The sequence below is a fragment of the Streptococcus varani genome (genome assembly GCF_001375655.1).
GTDB lineage: Bacteria > Bacillota > Bacilli > Lactobacillales > Streptococcaceae > Streptococcus > Streptococcus varani.
Map to the genome: position 1 here is coordinate 23841 of NZ_CTEN01000004.1, position 23488 is coordinate 47328.

A 23488-nucleotide genomic window follows, 5' to 3' on the forward strand; every position below is an offset into this window, starting at 1 on the left:
CATCTCATCTCCTCACACTATTTTTCTTAGTATAGCACAATTTTTTCAAGGAAAAAAGACCAGCCTGAAGCCGGTCTATGTGCCTATTCTTTTTTCCAGTTCAGAGAAATTTCCTCATCGCTCTGCATTTGTTTCATGAGCGCTTCAATCCCATCAAATTTGACCATATCCCGAATCTTATCCAGCCAAATAATTGTTATTTTTTCCCCGTAAATATCCTCTTTGAAATCAAAAACATGAGCTTCAATCCGCATTTCTGTTCCATCAAAAGTGACATTACGACCCACGCTGGCCATTGAGCGATAGCGCTGACCAGCAATGAGGACATCCGCAACATAGACGCCTTCACCTGGTAGATGAACCCGTTCAAACGGTGCCAGATTTGCAGTTGGATAACCAATGGTGCGACCTCTAGCGTCGCCATGAACAACGATACCTTCTGTTGTAAATTCATAGCCCAAAAGGCGATTGGCTTCTGCTACTTGACCCTTTTGAATGGCCTCACGAATGCGGCTGGATGAAATTTTTTCCCCCTCTAGCTGAACTTCATCAATGACCTCAACTTGGCCATCAAAGAGAGTTCCGAGAACGGTCACATCTGCACGACTATTGCCAAAATGATAATCAAAACCTGTCACAAGCACACGAGCATTCAAAGTTTCAACATAATTTGTTAAAAATTCTTGTGGTGTCTGTTTGGCAAAAGAACTAGTAAAATCAGTCATGTAGAGATAATCAACGCCGTATTTTTCCATAAGGGAAAAGCGTTTCTCAGGACAGGTCAGTTGCAAAAGCAAATCTGAATGAAAACGAACAAAAGCCAACTTAGGTGTTTCAGGGAAGGTTAAAACAGATACGGTCAAGCCTTTTTTATCCGCAATAGCTCTGGCCCTGTCAAAAAGTGCCTTATGCCCTAAGTGGATTCCATCAAAATAGCCCAGAACCAGTACAGTTTCCTGATCTGACTCTATCTTTTTCTTATCTTCAATTCTTACAATTTCCATAACAATTCATTATATCTTTTTCAAGCTATTATAGCAAGATGCTAGATTTTAAAAAGGCAGACCAAAGGTCAGCCTAAATCATTACTTTTCGAGGTTTGTAAAGAGCATCTCTCTTTTCTAAAATAGCTATCAGTTTGTCGGCCTGAAAACCAGCCACTAAATCTTTTTCGCTATCTAAGGAGATGCGTCTACCAAACCCTACTTCTGTCACTTGCTCTGCACTCAATTCAACAACTGGTAAATCGCCAATTCCCTGCTCAATAGGACGGAGAAAGGAGAAATCTTCTTTCTCTACTAAGTCAGCAATTTCAGAAAGAGTCAAGGCATCTTTTAGTTCCATACCAGCAGAACCTGTGCGCTCTAGTCTTGACATATGACTGGCATAGCCTAATTTGGCACCTAAATCAACTGACAAAGTACGGACATAGGTTCCTTTACCACAACGAACACGGAATGTAAAGGTAACCAATTCACCATTTCTGGATAGAGGACTCGTCCGCTCGAAAGAGTCAATCTGAATGGTCCGTTTTGGTCGGTCCACTTCCTGACCCGCACGCGCATACTCATACAGTTTTCGTCCATCAACTTTTACAGCTGAGTACATAGGTGGAATTTGTACGATTTGGCCAAGGAAAGTCGCCATAGCCTGATCTACCATTTCTTCTGTTAAAACAGTAGAGACAGGTGTCTTTTCGACAAGGTCCCCACTAGCATCTTCTGTTGTTGTTGAGAAACCGAGGGTTATTTCCCCTTCGTAGATTTTACCTTCCTCCTGCATGTATTCGATCATACGAGTAGCTTTTCCAACTGCAATGGGCAAGACACCAGTCACATCTGGATCAAGCGTCCCTCCGTGACCAATCTTTTTTTCTCTTAAAATCTTACGCAGTTTAAAAACCGCATCATGACTGGTCATGCCAGCCTCTTTTTTCAAATTGATAATTCCTGTTAACATTCTGCTATTATACCATAAACTTTTTAAGGAGAGGATAGACGGCATTTAAAGCCAAAACTACTTTTTTCAAATCCCTGATTTTGATAGAAAAGATGAGCAGATTCACGTTCATTTGTGATGCCAGAATTAAGAGCAAGTGACTGGACACCACTTTCTTTAGCAAATTGTTTAATCTTTTCAACCAAGACTGCGGCAATCCCTTCTCTACGGTAATCCTTATCAACCACTAAAGCCAAAATGCGGATATAGTCTTCGTCTGCCTCAAACATGTACATTCTTGCGAAACCAATGAACCCGACTGGATATTCATCAATGGCAGCAATCCAAAAATGGTAATCATCGTGGGTCAATAGCTTTGATAAGCGTTGTTCTAATCCCTTTACTGAAACTGGATAACCTAATTGAGCATACAATGGACATAAGTGTTTGCAGTCTTCTATTTGATACGGTCTGATGATAAGATTAGTTTTCATATGCAATCACATTCCTACTGTTTTTTCAACTCGTCAAACTTAGCCTTCATAGTAGAATTATTACGAGTTAGTTTCTTAACGGAAACATCATCTAATTTGTTGTTGGCTAGACGAAGTTGGTTTTCACTTGTAGTGAGGAAGCGTTTGACTTCTTCCATGCGTTTGATAGACTTGTCGATTTCATCGATGGCTTTCTTAAAGTTGCTCGAAGCGGAGCTATAGTTCTTGGCAAAAGCATTTTTGAAAATTTCCAAATCTTCTTCAAAATGCGTGATGTCAATGTTCTGCTCACGAATCAGAGCCAATTCCTGCTTGTAGTGGAGACTGTTAAGGGCAGCATTACGAAGAAGTCCAATTAATTGAATAAAAAACTGTGGACGGATGACATACATCTTGTCGTATTCGTGACTCACATCCACAATCCCTGTATTGTAATACTCGTTGTCTGCTTCCAGCATGGATACTAGGACGGCATACTCACACTTTTTCTCACGACGGTCCTTGTCCAACTCCTTGAAGAAGTCTGAATTCTTGTGTTTCGTTTTTGTAGTGTCTGCTTCATTTTTCATTTCAAACATAATGGAGATAAATTCGACACCCGATTCATCCGCTTCACGAAAAATAAAATCTCCCTTAGAACCAGATCCTGAAACTTGGTTATCCTTAGCAAAGGAAGCGCGTGGAAAGGCATAAGAACGAACCTTATTAAACTCGGTTTCAGCATAATTTTCCAAACTCTCTCCAATCGCCTTGGTCGATTGTTGGGCCTTGAAGTTTTTATAGAACTCTACCTGTTCATTGGCAGCTTTAAGCTGAACTTCAAAATCACTTCTGGCAGACGATAAGGCTAACTCGCTTTCCTTTTCTTGAAGCAAGAGTTGATTTTTGACAGCATCTCGTTCTTTCTCAAGTTGGGATAGAGTCACTTGTAGCTCATTTTGGTGTTCTAGATGAAGTTGTTGCAGTTGATTTTGAAGGGTTTGGACTTCCTTGTCTCTTTCTGTCAAAAGGGCAGACATATCCTGCTCAGCGGTCTTTTTAACCAATTCTTTTTGAGTTTCAAACTGCTCGATCTGGTTCTTGAGAGCCTGGACTTCTAGGTTTTTTTGCTCAAGAGCTTTTTGTTGTTCATTCTTAGCCTTTTCTTCCACTAAGGCTAGCTCCTGGCTCAATCGAGCATGGATTTCATTTTCAAATTCCGCCGTGCGGACCTGGCTCAATAGTTCGCTATATTCTGTTTCATTGACTTGAAAGGCGGTCCCACAATGTGGGCACTTTATTTGATTCATCTTGATCCTCTTTTACTTTACTTCTACTTGCTCTGCCACAAAGGTCCGCCATTTTTCTCTGGCTAGGTTGACATCTATTTCGGTATCTCCGTTTAGGATAGCGAGCAGCGTCTCGTTTTGAACCAGCCAGCCCGTCATATCTTTCTGAGCATTGGTCCAATCATTTCCGAAATCTTTTGGAATCACTTCTTCAAAAAAAATATGACCAGTTTCGCCTACTTCTTTGAAAGTAAAGGTGACGACTGCAGAATCCCACTGATAAGCTATTTTTTCCTGCTTCTTGTAGGCTAGGATGGCCATCTCTTCTCGAAAATCCCCTTCTTGAAAAAGGAGTTGTTGAGGATTCTTCTTAGCTTCTAATGTCAACTGGGGAAAGCACTTGGCAAAACCCTGATTACTAGCAAGCAAATTCCAAGAATCTAACAAAGATGCACCAATTGCATAGTCTATTCGGAGTTTATAATTTTTTCCCAGATCTTCTAAGTCAATATTCATACTTCTCTCCTGCTTACCAACAATTTCTTCTTTATTATTATATCAAAAAATTAGACTGGCGTAAAAAGTTCATCTCATTCTGTAAGCATTGTCATGAGTATGTTATACTATAAATAGTGCGAATAGGAGGTTTTTATGATAAAACTACTAGCTCTGGACATGGATGGTACCCTCCTTGATGACCAGAAAAAAATAAGTGCTGCCAATATTGCTGCGATTCACCGGGCAGTTGATGCGGGCATAAAGTTAGTTCTTTGTACGGGCCGTATCTTGAGTGGGGTCAAGCCCTATTTTGAAGAATTGGGACTGGATGCCGAAAATGAGTTTGTCATCCTTAATAATGGCTGTGCTATCCATCAAACTAGCGATTGGTCTCTGCTTGATTACAAGGCTCTGACAAGAGATGATATTGATTATCTGAATAACTTTTCTCTAGGATATGACTTACCCTTGACTCTCTGTGATATTGATCATTACTATGTGGTTGAGCAAGAGGCCAACCCAGATATTATTGAAGATACCCGTCAAATTTTTCTGATTCCTCGGACAATCAATCTTGAAGCAACAAAAACTCACCCTCAACCATTTTTTCTGGCGAAGTTTGTTGGTCATCCAAGATTGGTTACGGAATTTTTAGAGAAGAATGACAAAGAACTCAGTCAACGCTTTAATGCCGTCCTTTCTCAACCTAGCATTTATGAAATGCTGCCTAAAGGAGTCAGCAAAGCTACTGCTCTTGAGTCCTTAACCAAAAAACTAGGATTAACTGCTGATCAAGTCATGGCTATTGGAGATGCGAATAACGATTCCGAAATGTTGGAATACGCAGGATTAGCCATTGCCATGGATAATGCTCCTAATCATATAAAAGCTCTTGCATCGGACATCACTCTCAGCAACAATGATGATGGCGTTGCCGCTACTATCGACAAATGGATTTTAAATAAAATTTAATTGGAGGAATTATGAAATACCCTACACTCTTGGACCGTTTCTTGGTCTATGTTAAAGAAAATACGCGTTCAGATGAAGAGTCGACTACAACACCCAGCACTCAAAATCAGGTTGAATTTGCTGAAAATATCCTTTTACCAGAGATGAAACGAATTGGCTTACAGGATGTCCATTATTTACCAAACGGTTTTGCTGTTGGAACTCTGCCTGCCAATGATCTCAGTTTGACGCGTAAAATTGGTTTTATTGCACATATGGATACAGCTGATTTTAACGCTGAAGACGTAGCTCCTCAAATCATTGAAAACTATGATGGTTCTCCAATCTCTCTTGGGACTTCTGGCTATAGCCTTGATCCAAAAGATTTCTCACAACTGGATAACTACCATGGGCAAACCTTAATCACAACTGATGGAACAACCCTTTTGGGTGCCGATGACAAGTCAGGGATTGCAGAAATCATGACAGCCATGGAATATCTAGTTTCTCATCCAGAAATCAAACACTGTGAAATCCGTGTTGGTTTTGGTCCTGATGAAGAAATCGGTGTCGGGGCTGATAAGTTTGATGTAGAAGACTTTGATGTTGATTTTGCCTATACCGTTGATGGAGGCCCGCTTGGTGAACTCCAGTACGAAACCTTCAGTGCTGCTGGTGTCAAAATTGATTTCCTTGGCCGTAATGTCCATCCCGGTTCAGCTAAGGATCAGATGATTAACGCCTTTCAATTGGCAATTGATTTCCACAATGCCCTTCCAGAAACAGATCGTCCTGAAAAAACAGATGCTTACCAAGGTTTCTTCCACTTGATGGATCTCTCAGGAAGTGTCGACCAGGCTCAAGCTAGTTATATCGTGCGTGATTTTGAAGATGAGGACTTCCAAGCCCGCAAGCAATTGATTCTGAATATTGCAGATACGATGAATGCTGCTTTTGATACAGCACGCGTCATTGTTCATCTCCATGACCAGTACTACAATATGAAAAAAATCATTGAGAAAGATATGACTCCGATTGAAATTGCTAAAAAAGTTATGGAAGACTTGGACATCCAGCCGATTATCGAGCCAATCCGCGGTGGAACAGATGGATCAAAAATATCTTTCATGGGCATTCCTACTCCAAACCTCTTTGCTGGTGGAGAAAATATGCATGGCCGATTTGAATTTGTCAGTCTTCAAACAATGGAAAAAGCTGTTGATGTTATTTTAGGAATAGTGGCTGCAAGATAAATCAAGTAAAAAGAGTTTAGATAAAAAGACCAAAACTCACAAAAAAATAAAGAACCAACGCAATTAATAAGGTATTTCCGGTACCTTTTAAAGTATTTAATTTTCAAAAGAGAGGCTGGGATTCATATTTTCCCTAGCCTCTTTTCTTTTATACTTAAAATTAAACTTTGTTAAAAGTTCTTGCCCAGAACCAGATATGCCTGACTTGTTTTGCCTGACTTGTTTTGCCTGATTTACTTTTAATTTTCTTTGAGTATTAATCTGATATACGAATAAAGGGCATCCCTTCAGTTCTATCAATTGGGTCAGTACTTGGTATACTCCAAATATAGGCTAAACTTGTCCAACCATTATTGTTTGGATTATATGGATCTAACACATAAGTCATTCCATTCTGATAGCCTTTTAGGACAATTTCATGGCCACCTGAAAGGACATATCGACTCGGACCAACACCTGCAGCGACATAGTAGCCCTGTTTTAAAGCTGTTTCCAATTCTCCATAGGAATTAAGACCTGAAGCACTATATCCCCAGTTTCTTGCTGCCATGACAATCCCACGAGAACTAGTACCAAAGAAATTTCGGTTGTATTCCAGAGTATTGTAGTGCAGATAGTTAGCAACCTGAACAGGCGATACGGTACTGCCACTTATACCTGAAATAATCATGGCCATAGATGTTGGAACACAGCCGGACGGTCCAAAGTTCCATGCACCATAACGAATACCACTCCATCTTGGATCCAACTGTGAATAATAAGGTGCATTATAGTAAGATTTGGCAACGTTTATGGTTGTTGTTCCCAGTCCTCTCATCTGCCCATTGACTTCCTCGTAGGCGTGAATATGGTAAAGACCTGTTCCAGAATGATTTTGAGCATTAAAACCTCCCGCAAAGACAACACCTTGTTGACGGTAAGCATCGTACCAACGAATATCATCTTGACCACCGACTTCTGACCAAATCGCAAATTTGAGACGCCCTGTAGTTAGAACCGGACTCATGATTAAACTGTAATTTCCCATTCCCTGATAAGTAGCTTGTATCTTAGTAACATTTACCGGTTGATCGATCTGAAGGCTACTTGCTCCTACCCCAACCATTTGACTATTGCCAAGAAGTAAATATGCATGAGCATGGTAACGCCCAAAACTATAGTTATGATCGGAAATAGAGACCATCACTTTGAAATTACCATCAGCTTGTTTGTCCGCTCTATACCATCTGATATCATCTTGACCATTGACTTCTGACCAAACTGGCACTTGAACAGATTGAAGTCCTCCTGGCGCAACAACATTTGATACAATGACATCAAAACGCATAAGCTGGGTATTGACATTTGTAATAGCAATGGTGCCAGACGGTGAACTGAGCGGATCCACTTGAAAATTATTAACTGTTGCTAAACCCATCATATTCTTGCCAAAATTGGTCATGGCATAGAGATGGGCCTGATACTTACCTGTATCAAAGTTATGATTACTAAGTTGAATCTTTAGTTCATAGTTGCCAGTGGATAGTTTGTTGGCAGTATACCAGCGTATATCATCTTGACCCTTATTTTCAGACCAAACCGGAATTTGAAGACTGGTCACATAATCAGGAACATTTTTCACTTCAATCTTGTACTGAGCTTCAGAGATCTTAGTAACATTCGAGGTTACCGCTGGCATTTCCATTCTCACACTTGTTGTCGTCAAACCAAGCATCTTACCATTTTCGTCCATGTAAGCATGAACTTGATAGTTATCAAGGCCAGCCAGACTAGTATAAGGCAAATTGATTGAGCCATTTGCTGAAGCAGAATACCATTTCAAATCATCCTGACCATTTTTTTCACCCCAAATGGCAAACCTGACCTTACGGTAATCGGAAACCTGATTCGACACAAGATTTACTTCCAACCCCTTTAAGCTGAAGCGAGCAGTCAACTGATTCTTAGCAGCAGGCTTTACGATAGCAATATTTCCCGCATCAATACCAACACTATCACCTGTTTTATAGTATACATAGACATGAACAATATAGTTATCCGACTGATTGCTGTGGTCTTTAATATCCACTGTCAGTTTTCCAGAGTTATTGCTAAGGGGCATCGGATACCATTTTAAGTCATCCTGACCATTCTTTTCAGACCAAATCGCGACTCGAACAGCTGTAATTTCCGATGGACGACTCAGGTTACTGGCCAAAACATCGAACTTTCCATTGGCCTCTTGAGCCGTCAAGGAGACACTGGGACTAGCTGCTTCTCTTACTTCCTTAGGCGTAGGAGTTTCTTGACTTCTTACCTCACTGTTACTTCCACTAGTGATTTCTGAACTGCTTGTAGCCACACTTGTTTCACTTGAAGTGATTGGAGCCAAAGTTGTTTGTGAAAGCTCCGTACTTGTCACTTCTTGGGCTGGCCATTCATAGGCTAACTTTTCAAAAATATAATTCTCTTGCTTGTCTGTTTTTACTTCGATTGCTAATTGTTCCTGATCTTGAACAAAATTCTGAGCCAACCTGGCTTCAAACCAGCCTTCTTCAACTTCCTTAAAGGATACCTTTTTTTGATCAAATGCTACTCCTACTTTCAAATTAATTTCTTGAATACTTTGATTAGCGAATTGCTGAACTTGAGGTAAAAAGCGAATAATCATTTCTTCATTTTCAAATCCAATAGTATAACGACCTGAAATTTCTTGATGATTTTTTGCCACAATAACATGTTGCTCAGGAAAATTCTCTGCAAGCACAAGTCTTGCTCCATTTACTTGAGCAAGTAGAATGGATGAAATGGCACCTAAAATTAGATATTTTCTGATTTTCATAAATAACTCCTAAAATGAGGCAAGCTCTGTTCATTCATAAGAAATTTAGCTTGCAAAGATGAGGACCAAAATGGTCATGATAATAAGGTTGGTTAAAATACTGAGTGAATTGAGATTGGCTGGTTGTGAGCTTTTACTCCCCAGTCGCATAGCATAAACCGGTGCTACTACTGAAATAGGAGAAAATACACAAATGACTAGCATTTGGCGAACAATAAGTGGAGCTGGTAAGACAAAATAAAAAACAAGAGCTGCAAACCCACTTACAAAGATACGCAAAGCGAGCAAACGAAAGAGATCAAAAATATCTTGTCTTTCTAATTTGAAATCAATCATAATCCCCAACATGAACATAGCCATGAAAGGATTAGCATTTCCTGCAATAGATGTAATCGATAAAACTGAGGAAGGAATTTGAATCCCGATGGCAGCCAATGTAAAAGCCAAAATATAAACCGCGAAAGGAACCGATCCAAAGAGATTGCGAATAATATCTCCAATTGTCATGGCTTCTTTATTCCGATTGAGATTGGCCGCAATGGTAAAATTCCCACCAAGAACCATGAGAGCATTACTTGTATCAAAGAGAATAACCGGCACTAAATAGGATGCTGGAAAAAAAGCTTGAACAAAAGGGAGGGTAAAGGTTCCAATATTATAACCAGAAATTTGAACCAAACCAACAGTTTTAGCAATCATACCTTTATTTCTGGACTCCCAATATCCAATAGAGTCCATAACGAGGTTCATAAAAAGTCCTAAAGCCAAAGGAATAAAAATACTTGACCCCAACTTGATAGCCGATACTGAACTTAAAAGGGCACAAGGGAGAGTAACATTCATTACAATAGTGGACAAAACTTTGGCATCCTCTTTTTTAAGGGCACCTTTTATTTTCAAAAAATAACCTAAAGCGATGATGGAAATAAAACCAATCGCACGAACCATAATGTTTCCCATCATAACCTCCTGAAATCCCCTACATTATACCATAAATCAGCTATATCGGTAAGCGATTTCTAACATGTATTATTTTTTTATATATTTGCTTGACAATCTTCTTTCATAGGTATAAAATTTATATATAAATAAATTATACATAGGAGGAATATCATGTACTATCCTGTTTCCTCTATTTTGATTGAGTTTTTGATTTTGTCCATCCTAGAAAAGGAAGATTCTTACGGATATGAGATTAGTCAGACCATCAAAATAGCGGCTGATATCAAGGAATCAACCCTCTACCCCATTTTAAAAAAGTTGCAGGTTGCCGGTTTTGTCTCAACCTATTCACGGGAATACCAGGGAAGAAAACGCAAATACTACGCCATCACTCCTCAAGGTAAAGGGCAAATCAGGTATCTAGAATCTGAATGGATGACCTATAAAAAAACGATCGATGGCATTATAGAAGGGAGCTTACGCAAATGATACGAGACCAATATCTCAATGATTTAAAAGAAAATTTAAGTTCACTAAATCCGCAAGAACTGAACGATATCGTTGATTACTTCACCGAATATTTTGAAGAACAAGACGATGATGCTAAAGTCATTGCAGAGTTAGGCGATCCATGGGAAGCCGCTCAAGAAATTCTAAAAAATATGGAGAAAGAAGAAACTTCTCAAGCAGATACCAAAACCTCCTACTCTTCTGATTTTGGTCAGGAAACATTTAAAGAAGAGTTTAGGAAAGAGTTTGACAAAGAAACCTTTAAAGAAGCGTTTAAAAAGGATTTCCATCAAAACTTTCAGAATCATTTTAAGGAGACTTTTCAAAAAAATTTTTTAAAGAATTTTATCAAAAACTTCAATTTTTCAGTGAATGTTCAAGAGTCAGATCAATTTGTCAAAGTTACTTCACTACCATTAGAAGATTTATCGCGTATTCATTTAGATTTGGAAAATGATAATCTCAGCATCAAGCTCTCACCTTTGAATCATGCTCGGTTGACGTATACGATTGATATAGCGGACAAAAACCAATCTTTGCCTTATCTGTTTAAGGATGGAAAACTAAGTCTTTATTCTAATGAAAAGCTTTATATCCGTAAAATAGACTTAGAACTTCCACAAGATCCTTTTTTGTTAGAAATATGTGGAAACCTAGAAGACGTCAACTTGAATATTGAAAAACTGACAGTAGATGACTTGAGTCTATCTTCAGAAGATTGCAATCTCTCTTTTACTGCTTTGCAGATAAAAAATGTTATGCTTCAGATGGACAATTGTAACCTCTCACTAGATTCCAGTAAACTAGGCCAAGTAACAATGAACGCTGAGGATTGTAACCTATCTATTCTATCCTGCCAGTTGGATAAAATGGAACTTGAGGCAGAAGATTGTAAATTAACCTCTCATAGAAACCAGATTATCAGCTCTCTGCATGTCCAAGCTGAGGATTCTAACCTGACACATGAGATGGACCGTCAAGAAGTCAGCAACTATCAGATTTCCGCTGAAGATTCAACTGTCAACCTAGCGACTGATTTGGTTGGACAAAGTCAGAAAACAAGCAATACTTTCTACTTCAATACAGTTCAGGAAAGAAGCAACACAGTCATCCGTTTTACCTGCCAAGATTCAACATTAACTATTTTATAAATTATTAACTGTCTTGAGCTTACCTGTTCAAGATAGTTTTTCTTCTTACATTGAAATTCTTGCTCATTTTTGTTAAAATGAAAAGAATTACAAGGAGACTTTATGGAAAGACAGATACAAAATTTGAAGATTGCAGAACGCGGAGCTATCCTCTCCATTTCTGCTTATATCCTCTTATCCGGTTTTAAATTGGCTGCAGGAAATATCTTTCATTCCGATGCGTTGACTGCAGACGCCTTCAATAATATTTCAGATATCGCAGGAAACGTCACTGTCTTGATTGGCTTGCGGCTAGCTCAAAGGCCTGCTGATAAAGATCACAAGTTCGGTCACTGGAAATTTGAAGATTTAGCTAGCCTGATTACATCCTTTATCATGTTTGCTGTCGGACTTCAAGTCCTCAATGGCACTATTCAAAAGCTCATGTCAAATGAGATGGTTGAGGTAGATATCACCGGTGCTTGGGTAGGAATCGTTTCAGCTATCATCATGTTGGCTGTCTATCAGTATAATCGTCTTCTTGCTAAAAAAGTACGTTCTCGTGCCTTGTATGCTGCTGCCAAGGATAATTTGTCTGATGCACTGACCTCTGTCGGAACTTCTATCGCCATCTTTGCAGCTGCTTTCAGATTTCCTATTATCGATAAAATTGCGGCTATTATCATCACTTTTATGATTTTAAAAACAGCCTATGACATCTTTATGGAAAGCTTTTTTACACTGTCAGATGGCTTTGATGAAGACTTGTTGCATCAATACGAAGAGGATATCCTCAAATTACCAAAAATTGTCTCTGTTAAATCACAACGCGGACGAACTTATGGGTCCAATATCTATCTGGATATTGTCCTTGAAATGAATCCAGATTTATCTGTTTATGAAAGCCATGAGATCACAGAACATGTCGAAAACTTGCTTAAACTCAAATACAATGTCTTTGATGTAGATATCCATGTAGAACCATCCGATATTCCTCATGACGAAATTTATGAACATGTCTTTGATAAGCTCTACCGCTATGAATCGCAAATTCAATCGCATGAGATCGGTTACCAAGACTTATTTGAAGAAAATTATTTACTCATTGATGCCGAGGGACACTATCTAGATAGGGAAGAAACACTTGCCACGCACCAAGAACAATCTTCTTATCTCAAAAAATTTCAGATGATTCCCATCAGTCAAAAATCTAAGATGGTTACTTTTGAAATGGACAACTATGTCCATACTTCTCTCTGGCGACGCCATGAACACTGGCAAGTCGTTTTCCACCAAATTACCGAAAAAAACAAAGAAAAAACAGTTTGAATCCACTCAAACTGTTTTTTCTTTGTTTTTAAAGACGTTATACTCTTTGAAAATCAAAAATAGATTTTGTTAAAACTCCTTGCCTACCACTAGGTATGTCAACGTCGCTTTGCCTCATCTATTTTTGATTTTCTTTGAGTATTAGTTCGCTTCAACCGCAGCAACAATTTCAGCAATCAATTCTTGATCCCTCAAACCAGTCACTTCTTTAACGACTTCCTCTAGTGATTTCTCTACTAGAAGAGCTTGCAGTTGCATAGACTCCTCATCTGTCTCATCCTTGTAGGTAAAGACATAGGCAACTGTTTGCAGGAGGTATTGGTAGGACAAGCCACGCTCTTTCAACTCACGGATTGGTCGAATGAAGCGTTCATCAAAACCAAGTTTGCGAATAGGAGTTCGAGCAACACGCGCAATATCATCCACGATAAATGGATTCTCGAAGCGACTGATGATAACCTTATGGTAATCTACCAAAGCCTGCTCATCAAAGCCCCATTTAGCAATGAGGAGGCTACGAATTTCTGCCAAAACTGCTTCAACGTTATTTTTCACTGTGGTATTCTGTAGAGCTTCTAAAATAGTTTTAGCCCCATAGTAGGCACCAGTATAGGCTGAAGTCGCATGACCAGAGTTTACTGAAAAAAGTTTACGCTCAATGAAAGGCTCTAATTCTACTTCATAGTGAACCTTGTCCAAAACAAGTTCAGGATTTTTCATACCACGTGTTTCCACAACCCACTCGTTGAAGGGTTCAACGACCACAAAAAGTGGATCTTCGTGACTTTGGGCTGGCACGATACGATCAACTGCGGCATTTGGGAAACCGATGTATTCTTCAGCAAAAGCCAAACCAGCTTCAGACAAGTGTTTCTTAACCTCTTCATAGAGGAACTCAGAACCACCAATCATGTTTTCGCAGGCCAGAACATCAAGAGGATTTTTATTTTCAGCAGCTTGACGAGCTTCAATACCCTGAGCAATCAGGGGAGCGATAAAGGGCAAAATATTGGGACCAATAGCCGTCGTTACTAAATCCGTTTCAGCAATAGCTGCTACTACTGCTTCCGGATTTTTGGCATTGTTGATACCACGTACACCTGACACTGGAATACGACGTTGCCCATCTTCTGCGATTTCAATTTCATAAGAACCACATGCATTTAAGGCATCAATGATGGTTTCATTGACATCAACAAAGGCAATTTCAAAGCCATTTTCAAAAAGAATTTCGCCGATAAAACCGCGACCGATATTGCCAGCACCAAAGTGAACTGCTTTTTTCATGATCTTTCCTTTCTTGCTTTTTAGTCTACACTGTTTAAAAGTGCGACAACTTCATCAGCTGAGCTTGCATCCGCTAATTTGACCACATTATCAACATCTGCACAGAAGATAGAAATTTTTTGGATAATTTCCAAATGATCATCTCCTAGTCCAGCAATACCGAAGAGTACAGTAGCCACCTTTGGATCGTCCTCAGTACCAAAATTGACACCTGCTGGCACTTGAACAATGGTAATAGCTGACGAAAGCACCTCTTTTTTAGCAGCGTCTGTACCATGAGGAATGGCAATGAAGTTCCCCATGTAAACAGATAGTTCGTCATTACGTTGGACCATTGCCTCGATATAGGCTTCGTTAACGTGTCCTGCTTGGAAGAGCTGTTGACCACAATAGCGGATGGCTTCTTCTTTGGTAGCAAAGGCCTGAGTTAATTTGATAAGTTCTTTTTGAAATTCCATTTTAATTCTCCAATTTCTTAATTTTTTCAGTAAAAATGGTATTGAGTAGTTGGTAGATAATTTCTTGATTACCTGTACGATAAATCTCCGTGTAGAGATTATTCTCGATAATGGATTGACTGATGGCTGTCATCATATCTCGGATTTCATCTTGCTCATTGAGCTTCGTTAACATGACCAAAACGCGTTTGACTTCTTCATTTTGATGGTTCATAGAAAGAGCCGATACAGTATTTTTCAACTCTACTAGCAAGAAATGGCTGTCATTTACTGTGTGAGATTGGGTATGAAGTAAGGCTAAATTAGTATTTGGAATAGCCAAAGGACTGAGTTCAAAACGAGATAGTAACTTGGCTGTTAGGTATGGCGCATCTGTCACAAAATTTAGAATCCCTACGATTTGCCCTACCGTTTGATCAAAGGAAAGTGGATTATCCACAGATATTAGCTCAAAATTCCGTAAAATCTGGCTACTAGCCTCTAGATACTTTTGTAAATCATAGGTAGCTTTAGTCTGCAATTCATGCCGTTCCGCAACCGTACGATTTTCCTGAATCAACTGAAGTTTTTCCTGCAAATCCAGAATTTCTTGGGTGTTGGGAAAGGTAGAAATCAGATCAATTTCTTTTTTAGGGATTGGTTTCGTTGTTAAACAATAATCATACTGACTGCTATCTACTAAGGACAAGTTAGTTGTACTTTGGACATCAATCAGCTCCACAAAAGGGGCGATATTCTTAATTTTAGAGATGAGGACACTAGTTGTAAGCGGTCGTTCATCTGTCACTAGTAATAAACGAATGGGATAAATATCTGGACTTCGTCGCAAACTAGATGCAAAGTGTAACGTCACCAGCTCATATTCAAACTCATTTTGAATAAAGGCAGGAAAAATATCTCGCATGACAAGACTGACGATACTGTGCAAAAATTTATTTTGCTGAGCAGCTAAATAGGCCACATTTGAGCTTGCCTTTTCTGGAAAGAGAATCGGTACAGCCAAGCTAAGTCGCACATGATTAAAAAGCAATTTAAAGAGTAACTTATCTTTAAAGAAGTTAATTTTAGTAAAACGAGAAACAGCATCAATCATTTGGGAGATAGAGTAGTAAAACTCACTATCAAACTTTTCTCTAAAAAGAGGAATCTCTTGTCGCTTGATGATGACTTGATCCAAAATATTGGCAAAGTAAATAATCTCTTGTAAATTGTAAAACTTTTTAGATACCTTAGCCAAATCCGCAAAGACATGCTTTGAAAAATCCAGTGCTTCTTTGGAAACATTGACAACAGGAAGTAGTTCATCTTGATTGTCAGCCAATCCAAGCAAAATAATCAAAAATTCTCTGAGTTTTGAATCCACTTCTCCTAAGAGATGTTGGTGTTCCTCAAAAATCCTACGAGCTGAACTAATCTGCTTTTTCTCTAATATAGGAAATTCAGGATAGTGGTCATTCCAAAAATCCTGAATAGAAATGGCATTGCTGAGAAGAATGGCAAGAAAACGTCGCTTTTGAGCAGGTGTACCGGTGACTTGATAGCCACGCTTGCGTTGGATAGTCAAATCAAACTCTTTTAGCCGGCTTTCGATATCTGCAACATCCTGTATAACGGTTACGTTAGATACCCAGAATTGTTCCTGTAACTCTTCATTGATGATAGTTGTTGAACTTGTCAGAAGCTGATAGGCTGTTAAAATCAGACGATGGCTAGCTGATACTTCATCCGTTGACTGAGATTCTTCCAAAATGGACAAATCACCACTTAAAAAGTATTTTCGACCATCTTTGATAAGTTCAATACCATCTTTTTCCAAAGTCAGCATCAAATCTGAAAGTGTTCGGTAAACCGTTCGTGATGAAACCTGCAGAATATCTGCCATTTCTTTCAAGGAAAGCTTCCCTACTTGTAGGAAAGCTCTCACTAATTGTTCTTCACGTTTTGTTAATAGCATATCTTATTATACTACTTTATACCTTATTTGTGCAGTCTTGCAACTAACTTGTCATATTCTGGTGTCGTTACTAGACTATCCACAATCAAGACTTGTGCATTAGGAGCAGCGGCCTCAACTTCTGCCTTCTCAGCAATCGTTGTTACAAGCAAACTTGTTTCGTTATTGTGTTTGCTCAAATCAGCGTAAGCTACTGTCGCAACTGGAATTGCAATATTTTTACTCTTGAAGATTGCACGAAGTGTTTCTTGCCCCATTGTAGCGGAACCTTGTGCTTTGCCATAGGCAAAGACAACTTCTTCCACTTCCTTGATGTCAACTTCAGCTAGAGTTTGAACTGAAGTTGGTTCAGACTTTGGGGAAGCTTCACCTGCCAATTGAGCAATAATTTCATCATATTTTGGTGATGTCAAGAAATTATCAACAGATACATGAGCTGCACTTGGTGTACGTTGTGCTGCACGAGCAGCTAGCTCTTCTTGAGTCACAATCAGTGTATTTGGCTCATCTGTCAAGTTGGAAATAGCTTTGTTTGTAACAGGAATGTTCAAACCAGCTTTTTTCACCTTATCACGAAGGAGTGAAGCACCCATTGCTGAACTACCCATACCTGCATCACAAGCAAAGATAATTTGTTTTACAGAATCAGCAGAGATTGTTGCAGATACTGGAGCTGTTTGACCTTTAGCTGTTGCTTTAGCCGCTTTTGTAGCTGCTTGAGCATCCTCGAGTGACTCGCCTTCAGATTTATCTGCTTTAAGAATCAAGGAAGCAACAAGGAAGGAAACGGTTGCACCTGCTAATACCCCAAGGATAACGGAAAGATGTGAGCCTTTAGCCGTCATACCTAGAATGGCAATGATTGAACCCGGGGATGCTGCACCAGTCAACCCTGATCCAAGTAGTTGATTTACAAATGTACCTGATACACCACCTGCGATAACTGCAAGGAAGAGCATAGGTTTCATCATTACGTACGGGAAGTAAATCTCATGAATACCACCAAGGAAATGGATCACCATTGCCCCCCAAGATGAAGATTTAGCAGAACCTTTACCAAACATAGCGTAAGCTACCAAGATACCAAGACCTGGTCCAGGGTTTGCTTCAATTAAGAAGAGAATTGATTTACCAGTTTCAGCTACTTGTTCTGCTCCAAGCGGCGTGAAGATACCGTGGTTGATGGCATTGTTTAAGAAGAGAATCTTTGCAGGCTCAACCAAGATATTAGCGAGTGGCAAAAGTTTAGCATCCACAATTATCTGAACACCATTACCGATAATACCCGTCAAACTTGCCACAACAGGACCAATTCCATAAAACGCAAGTAGAACTAAAGCAAAGCCAATCAAACCTGCTGAAAAATTGTTGACCAACATTTCAAAACCAGGACGAATTTTTTCTTGGAAGGCTTGATCAAATTTCTTGATAACCCATCCACCAAGAGGACCCATAATCATGGCACCAATAAACATAGGTACACTTGCACCATTATTTGCTTCGACGAATGTTGGTACTGATGAACTAGCTACAGCACCAAATGTAGCGATGGCACCAACAACCGCTCCGCGTTGGCCGTGAACCATATGTCCACCCGTGTAACCAATCAAGAGTGGCAAGAGGTAAGTGATTGCTGGACCAACAATCTGGGAAAGAGTAGCATTTGGCAACCAACCAGTTGGAATAAAAAGCGAGGTCAAAACACCCCAAGCGATAAATGCCCCGATATTAGGCATAACCATATTAGATAGTGAAGTACCGAGTTTTTGTACTCTTACTTTCAAAGAAGATTGTGTATCCATTTTCTTCTTCTCCTTCTTTTTTGATAAGCCTATTGTACTATGAGCTCTCTGTCAATAAAACTAAAACCTTGTCACAATTTTTGTGACAAGAAAATGACAAAAAAGACAAAAGATTACAGTTTAAAAATCTAAATTAACTCTCTAGAACACTATTTGAAAGTGACTTAATCGGAAAGATTAAAAGTAAACTTACGGATGCTCAAATAATAAAAAACTATAGTAGTGCCAGAATCTAAATTTTTTCTTAAAGAATGGGAGTGAGACAGAACACGACAAGTGAAAAAATAGTCCCTCTCACGTCCCAATTTCTAGGTTCGGGCTGAAAATGCCTCTTCCCAGGCTCTTTCACTCCCACCCCCGCAAGCCTAGAGCTCTAATAGTCTGGGAGACTGTTAGAGTGATCGAGTAGAGACTAATTCCTAGCCCCTCTCACACCACCGTGCGTGCCGTTCGGCACACGGCGGTTCAACTAACTTTTAACGCATGTCGTTCAAGATAATAATCTAGGCATGAAACCAGTCCACGTTTAGCGAGGACTGGTTTTGATATAGCTGAATTGACTTTTGTGCCACTAATTGATAGTGGTCACCCCAGCCAGATACCTTATCAGCTATCCATTTGGGAGTCCCTAGTTTAAGTAGTCCCCAAAGTCGCCTTGACTTCTTCTTCCATTGTTTCCAAATAATAACTCTAATTCGTGTCCTCAATCGTTTATCAATTTCTCCCACCCCCGCAAGCCTAGAGCTCTAATAGTCTGGGAGACTGTTAGAGTGATCGAGTAGAGACTAATTCCTAGCCCCTCTCACACCACCGTGCGTGCCGTTCGGCACACGGCGGTTCAACTAACTTTTAACGCATGTCGTTCAAGATAATAATCTAGGCATGAAACCAGTCCACGTTTAGCGAGGACTGGTTTTGATATAGCTGAATTGACTTTTGTGCCACTAATTGATAGTGGTCACCCCAGCCAGATACCTTATCAGCTATCCATTTGGGAGTCCCTAGTTTAAGTAGTCCCCAAAGTCGCCTTGACTTCTTCTTCCATTGTTTCCAAATAATAACTCTAATTCGTGTCCTCAATCGTTTATCAATTTCTCCCATGACTGACTTCATGTTAGTCAATGCGAAGTAGTTTATCCATCCGCGAATAAGCCAGTTGAGTTTCTCAATACGGCTACCCAAGTCAGTGCTCCATTTGCGTGTTGTGAGCTTCCTAAGTTTCCTCTTGAAACTCTGGATACTCTCTTGATGTGGACGACTTTTCCACCCTTCAGCTGATTTCCAGAATCCGAATCCAAGGTACTTCAGTTGACTCGGTCTGGTAATCTTAGTCTTGGTCATATTGACTTTCAATCCCAGTCGCTTCTTAATGAATCGGCTAACTTAATACATGATACGTTTGGCAGATGCTTCGCTCCCAACTGTGATGACACAGTCATCTGCGTACCGGACGAAACGAAGCCCTCGATTTTCCAATTCCTTGTCCAGCTCATTGAGCGTGATATTGGACAGGAGGGGAGATAGATTCCCACCTTGTGGTGTTCCCACCAGCGTTTTATGGCGCTGTCCATTGATAACTACACCCGAATGAAGATACCTACGAATCAGAGACTCTGTATCTCCATCTTGGATAATGTTATGGACAAGAGACATCAATCTATCTTGGGGAACTGTGTCGAAGAATTTCTCAAGGTCAATGTCCACAATCCACTCATAGCCATCATTAAGGTATTCTAGTAACTTGATGATGGCTTTTTCGCATGACCGTTTCGGTCTAAACCCATAGCTCGTTTCGGAGAAATGAGGTTCACACAGAGGGCTGATAACTTGGACGATGGCCTGTTGAATCATTCTGTCCATTACTGTTGGGATGCCAAGCTGGCGGACTCCTCCATTGGGCTTTGGGATTTCAACGCGTAGGACTGGTTGAGGTTTGTATTTTCTCTGTTTTATCAACTCTTTGGTTGGTCGCCAATATTGGCGGAGATATTCATCCATTTGGTCAATGGTAATGCCATCAATTCCAGCTGAACCCTTGTTGACTTTCACTTGATTGTAGGCTTCCACCATGTTGGAGCGAGATAGAATAGTATCTAGTAACTGTGACATGTGCGTATTCCTTTCTTGTTTCGGTGTCTGAGGGACATCTTATATTGGTGAACCTTCCTCTAGTCAATACATGACCGCATCCAGTTCTATCAGACCGCTAGTTTTACAGACACAAGTGAAGTAGGATTACTTCGGTTAATTGTTAAGCCCTTCGCTCCACTTCCATTACAGAAGCTTCGTGACTACTATGGCTTCGGCTGACTTCTCATGATTCGTTGTTACTACGTCTAGGACGCTCATGAGACCTCACGGGATAAGTCGTACATCTTTCCTCGTTTACAGTAAGATATTAAGGGCGTTAAAAGGTCGAAGTGAAAATAGGAAAGCTGACGAAGTTGCAGAAGCAACTAGGAAGACTTTCTCTTTTTCACAACGACCTTAGCCCGTATTCAATTACTCTCGTGATTTACGCATATAGGTTACGACTACCTATTTGGACTTTAGAGTTTTCAGCCCCCTCATCCGCTATATACGCCTTAATATCACGTTTCTGTTCGTAGAGCCACGATTTCGCTATCCCTTCCTCTCCCCGCTACCTCGCGATAGTCAGGCTTGGGAGTCGCTATTGGGTTCACCGGTAGCGGGTGCCCACGGAGGACTTGCACCTCAGATGTACGACATGCCCGTCGTACTGAAAATGGAGCTGACAAGGTCAGCGTCAATGTTCAAGCTCTAAAAAAGCGAAGGAATCTCCACTTGGCTACTGCGTCTTGGTCATATAACAAACATTATTAAAGAGATCTGGGCTTTTTACCTAGACTCATTTTTCGTTAATAGATTAAAAATCTACTCGATTCGATCTCTGCTTTTTCTCAAACTCAAACTTAAAAAGCCCCATCAGGGACTTTTCGCTTATTCAACTGTAACAGCTTTTGCCAAGTTACGCGGTTTATCGACATCCAAATCACGTTGAAGGGATGCATAGTAAGCAATCAATTGCGTCGGAATAACCATGGAGATGCTTGATAGGTAAGGGTGAACTTGATTGACAATGATATCGTCACCATCACGAGCCAAATCTTCCTCAACAATCGTCAAGATATGCGCTCCACGAGAAACAACCTCTGCGATATTGCCACGTGTGTGAGCGGCAGTCACTTCATTAGCTGAAATGAGGGCGATAACGGGTGTTCCATCTTCAATCAAAGAAATAGTACCGTGCTTGAGTTCCCCTGCTGCGAAACCTTCACATTGGATATAAGAAATTTCTTTCAATTTAAGAGCAGCCTCAATCGTGACATAGTAATCATTTCCACGACCGATGTAGAAAGCATTGCGCGTTGTAGACAAGAGATTTTGTACTTTCTCAGCAATGGCATCTTTTTCAGAAAGAGTTGCTTCAATGGACTGAGCCACGATTGACAACTCATGGACCAAGTCGAAGTCAATTGCTTCTTTCTTACCATTGGCTTCCCCAACTGCTTTAGCGAGGAAAGCAAGTGCAGCTACCTGAGCCGTATAGGCTTTGGTTGATGCAACCGCAATCTCAGGACCTGCATGAAGCAACATAGTATAGGTAGCTTCACGCGAAAGGGTCGAGCCAGGTACGTTTGTGATTGTCAAGCTAGGAATACCCATCTCGTTGGCTTTTACCAAGACCTGACGGCTATCTGCCGTTTCACCTGATTGAGTCAATAGGATAAAGAGAGGTTTCTTGCTAAGGAGTGGCATGTGGTAGCCCCACTCAGAAGCGACACCTAGCTCAACGGGTGTATCCGTCAACGCTTCCAGCATGTTCTTAGAAGCAAATCCGGCATTGTAAGAAGTTCCGGCAGCCAAGATATAGATACGGTCAGCTTCTTGAACAGCTTTAATGATATCTCCATCAACTTTCATGCTGCCATCTTGGTCGGCATAAGTTGAAATCAGTTTACGCATAACCGTTGGTTGCTCATCAATTTCCTTGAGCATGTAAAACGGATAAGTTCCTTTGCCAATATCAGAAAGATCTAATTCAGCTGTGTAAGCCCCACGCTCTAAAATATTTCCATCGTAATCTTGAACTTGGACAGAATCTTTCTTGACAATAACCAATTCTTTATCATGAATTTCCATGAATTGGTTGGTCTCTCGAATCATAGCCATGGCATCAGAACAAACCATATTGTAACCATCGCCTAAGCCAATCAAAAGCGGAGATTTGTTTTTAGCAACATAAATGACATCCGCATCTTCCGCATCGATTAATGCAAAGGCATAGGATCCTTCGATGATATCCAGAGCTTTCTTGAAAGCATCAAAAACTTCCATGCCCTCTTCTTCTACAAATTTCCCAATCAAATGAACAGCAATCTCTGTATCCGTTTGACCTTTAAAATCATGACCAGATAGATAGTCTTCTTTCATCTGTAGGTAGTTTTCGATGACACCATTGTGGACCAGTACAAAACGTTCTGTTTGAGAGCGATGGGGATGAGCATTATCAACAGTTGGTTTACCATGAGTTGCCCAACGTGTATGTCCAATACCTGTTGAGCCCGCAATATCCAAAGCTAATTTGCTGTGAAGATCCGCAATCCGTCCAACTGATTTGACCAAACTATTTTTTTGCCCTGTTGTCACAAAAATACCGGCTGAATCATAACCACGGTACTCTAATTTTTCCAGTCCTTGCATTAAGATATCTGTTGCGTTACGATTCCCAACGACACCAACGATTCCACACATTTTCAGTTACCCTCTACGAATTGGTAGAGTTCCTTTATTTATAAAATTGGTATAGTCTAATTTTATTTTAAAAAAAC

The 23488-nt window shown here is 40.1% G+C and carries 17 protein-coding genes and 2 pseudogenes; 5 read left to right on the top strand and 14 right to left on the bottom strand.

Features of this window, described 5'->3' with window-relative positions; genetic code table 11:
* Window positions 1-83: 83 nt before the first annotated feature.
* From BN1356_RS08760 to BN1356_RS08780, 5 genes are all read right to left on the bottom strand, one after another.
* Window positions 84-1004 (bottom strand): bifunctional riboflavin kinase/FAD synthetase, encoded by a 921-nt coding sequence (locus BN1356_RS08760; protein WP_093651020.1) that lies wholly within the window; start codon window positions 1002-1004, stop codon window positions 84-86.
* A gap of 73 nt (window positions 1005-1077) precedes the next feature.
* Window positions 1078-1959, bottom strand: a complete 882-nt coding sequence (gene truB, locus BN1356_RS08765; RefSeq protein ID WP_093651021.1) for a tRNA pseudouridine(55) synthase TruB — start codon at window positions 1957-1959, stop codon at window positions 1078-1080.
* A 23-nt stretch (window positions 1960-1982) separates the two neighbouring features.
* Window positions 1983-2432: a GNAT family N-acetyltransferase gene (locus tag BN1356_RS08770; protein ID WP_093651022.1), complete on the bottom strand. Its 450-nt coding sequence runs from the start codon at window positions 2430-2432 to the stop codon at window positions 1983-1985.
* Between the two features lie 14 nt (window positions 2433-2446).
* Window positions 2447-3721 carry a DUF2130 domain-containing protein gene (locus BN1356_RS08775; RefSeq protein ID WP_093651023.1) on the bottom strand — a complete coding sequence of 425 codons (1275 nt, stop codon included), beginning with the start codon at window positions 3719-3721 and terminating at the stop codon, window positions 2447-2449.
* Between the two features lie 12 nt (window positions 3722-3733).
* A complete protein-coding gene (locus BN1356_RS08780; protein ID WP_093651024.1) occupies window positions 3734-4216 on the bottom strand; it encodes a hypothetical protein in 483 nt (160 codons plus the stop codon).
* Window positions 4217-4351: 135 nt separating this feature from the next.
* Between BN1356_RS08780 and BN1356_RS08785 the strand changes: the two genes are divergently transcribed.
* Window positions 4352-5170 carry a Cof-type HAD-IIB family hydrolase gene (locus BN1356_RS08785; RefSeq protein WP_093651025.1) on the top strand — a complete coding sequence of 273 codons (819 nt, stop codon included), beginning with the start codon at window positions 4352-4354 and terminating at the stop codon, window positions 5168-5170.
* 11 nt (window positions 5171-5181) lie between these two features.
* Complete coding sequence (gene pepT, locus BN1356_RS08790) at window positions 5182-6402, top strand: peptidase T (protein ID WP_093651026.1); 1221 nt, start codon at window positions 5182-5184, stop codon at window positions 6400-6402.
* A 256-nt stretch (window positions 6403-6658) separates the two neighbouring features.
* On the opposite strand, the gene BN1356_RS08795 is transcribed toward pepT, so the two are convergent.
* Together BN1356_RS08795 and BN1356_RS08800 are read right to left on the bottom strand one after the other, a co-directional pair.
* The gene (locus tag BN1356_RS08795; protein WP_093651027.1) at window positions 6659-9223 is read right to left on the bottom strand and encodes a GBS Bsp-like repeat-containing protein; all 2565 of its coding nucleotides are present in this window, start codon (window positions 9221-9223) and stop codon (window positions 6659-6661) included.
* 45 nt (window positions 9224-9268) lie between these two features.
* Window positions 9269-10186, bottom strand: a complete 918-nt coding sequence (locus tag BN1356_RS08800) for an AEC family transporter (RefSeq protein ID WP_245620328.1) — start codon at window positions 10184-10186, stop codon at window positions 9269-9271.
* A gap of 150 nt (window positions 10187-10336) precedes the next feature.
* Here BN1356_RS08800 and BN1356_RS08805 point away from each other — a divergent pair, with 150 nt between their 5' ends.
* The 3 genes from BN1356_RS08805 (at window position 10337) to BN1356_RS08815 (ending at window position 13134) form a co-directional block, all read left to right on the top strand.
* A complete protein-coding gene (locus BN1356_RS08805; protein WP_093651028.1) occupies window positions 10337-10654 on the top strand; it encodes a PadR family transcriptional regulator in 318 nt (105 codons plus the stop codon).
* Complete coding sequence (locus BN1356_RS08810; protein ID WP_093651029.1) at window positions 10651-11826, top strand: DUF4097 family beta strand repeat-containing protein; 1176 nt, start codon at window positions 10651-10653, stop codon at window positions 11824-11826. The genes BN1356_RS08805 and BN1356_RS08810 overlap by 4 nt, the downstream gene beginning before the upstream one ends.
* A gap of 102 nt (window positions 11827-11928) precedes the next feature.
* A complete protein-coding gene (locus tag BN1356_RS08815) occupies window positions 11929-13134 on the top strand; it encodes a cation diffusion facilitator family transporter (RefSeq protein ID WP_093651030.1) in 1206 nt (401 codons plus the stop codon).
* A gap of 141 nt (window positions 13135-13275) precedes the next feature.
* On the opposite strand, the gene BN1356_RS08820 is transcribed toward BN1356_RS08815, so the two are convergent.
* The 7 genes and pseudogenes from BN1356_RS08820 to glmS form a co-directional block, all read right to left on the bottom strand.
* Entirely contained in the window at window positions 13276-14421 is a 1146-nt protein-coding gene (locus BN1356_RS08820) for a mannitol-1-phosphate 5-dehydrogenase (RefSeq protein ID WP_093651031.1), read from the bottom strand.
* Window positions 14422-14441: 20 nt separating this feature from the next.
* Window positions 14442-14879 (bottom strand): PTS mannitol transporter subunit IIA, encoded by a 438-nt coding sequence (locus BN1356_RS08825; RefSeq protein WP_093651032.1) that lies wholly within the window; start codon window positions 14877-14879, stop codon window positions 14442-14444.
* A gap of 1 nt (window position 14880) precedes the next feature.
* Window positions 14881-16833, bottom strand: coding sequence for a BglG family transcription antiterminator (locus tag BN1356_RS08830; protein ID WP_093651033.1), 1953 nt, complete (start codon window positions 16831-16833; stop codon window positions 14881-14883).
* 23 nt (window positions 16834-16856) lie between these two features.
* A complete protein-coding gene (locus BN1356_RS08835; RefSeq protein ID WP_093651034.1) occupies window positions 16857-18635 on the bottom strand; it encodes a PTS mannitol transporter subunit IIBC in 1779 nt (592 codons plus the stop codon).
* 465 nt (window positions 18636-19100) lie between these two features.
* Window positions 19101-19357, bottom strand: a pseudogene (locus BN1356_RS08840) (group II intron reverse transcriptase/maturase); the annotation flags it as partial.
* A 116-nt stretch (window positions 19358-19473) separates the two neighbouring features.
* Window positions 19474-20744: pseudogene (ltrA, locus tag BN1356_RS08845) on the bottom strand (group II intron reverse transcriptase/maturase).
* Window positions 20745-21596: 852 nt separating this feature from the next.
* Window positions 21597-23411, bottom strand: a complete 1815-nt coding sequence (gene glmS, locus BN1356_RS08855) for a glutamine--fructose-6-phosphate transaminase (isomerizing) (RefSeq protein WP_093651037.1) — start codon at window positions 23409-23411, stop codon at window positions 21597-21599.
* Window positions 23412-23488: the final 77 nt, after the last annotated feature.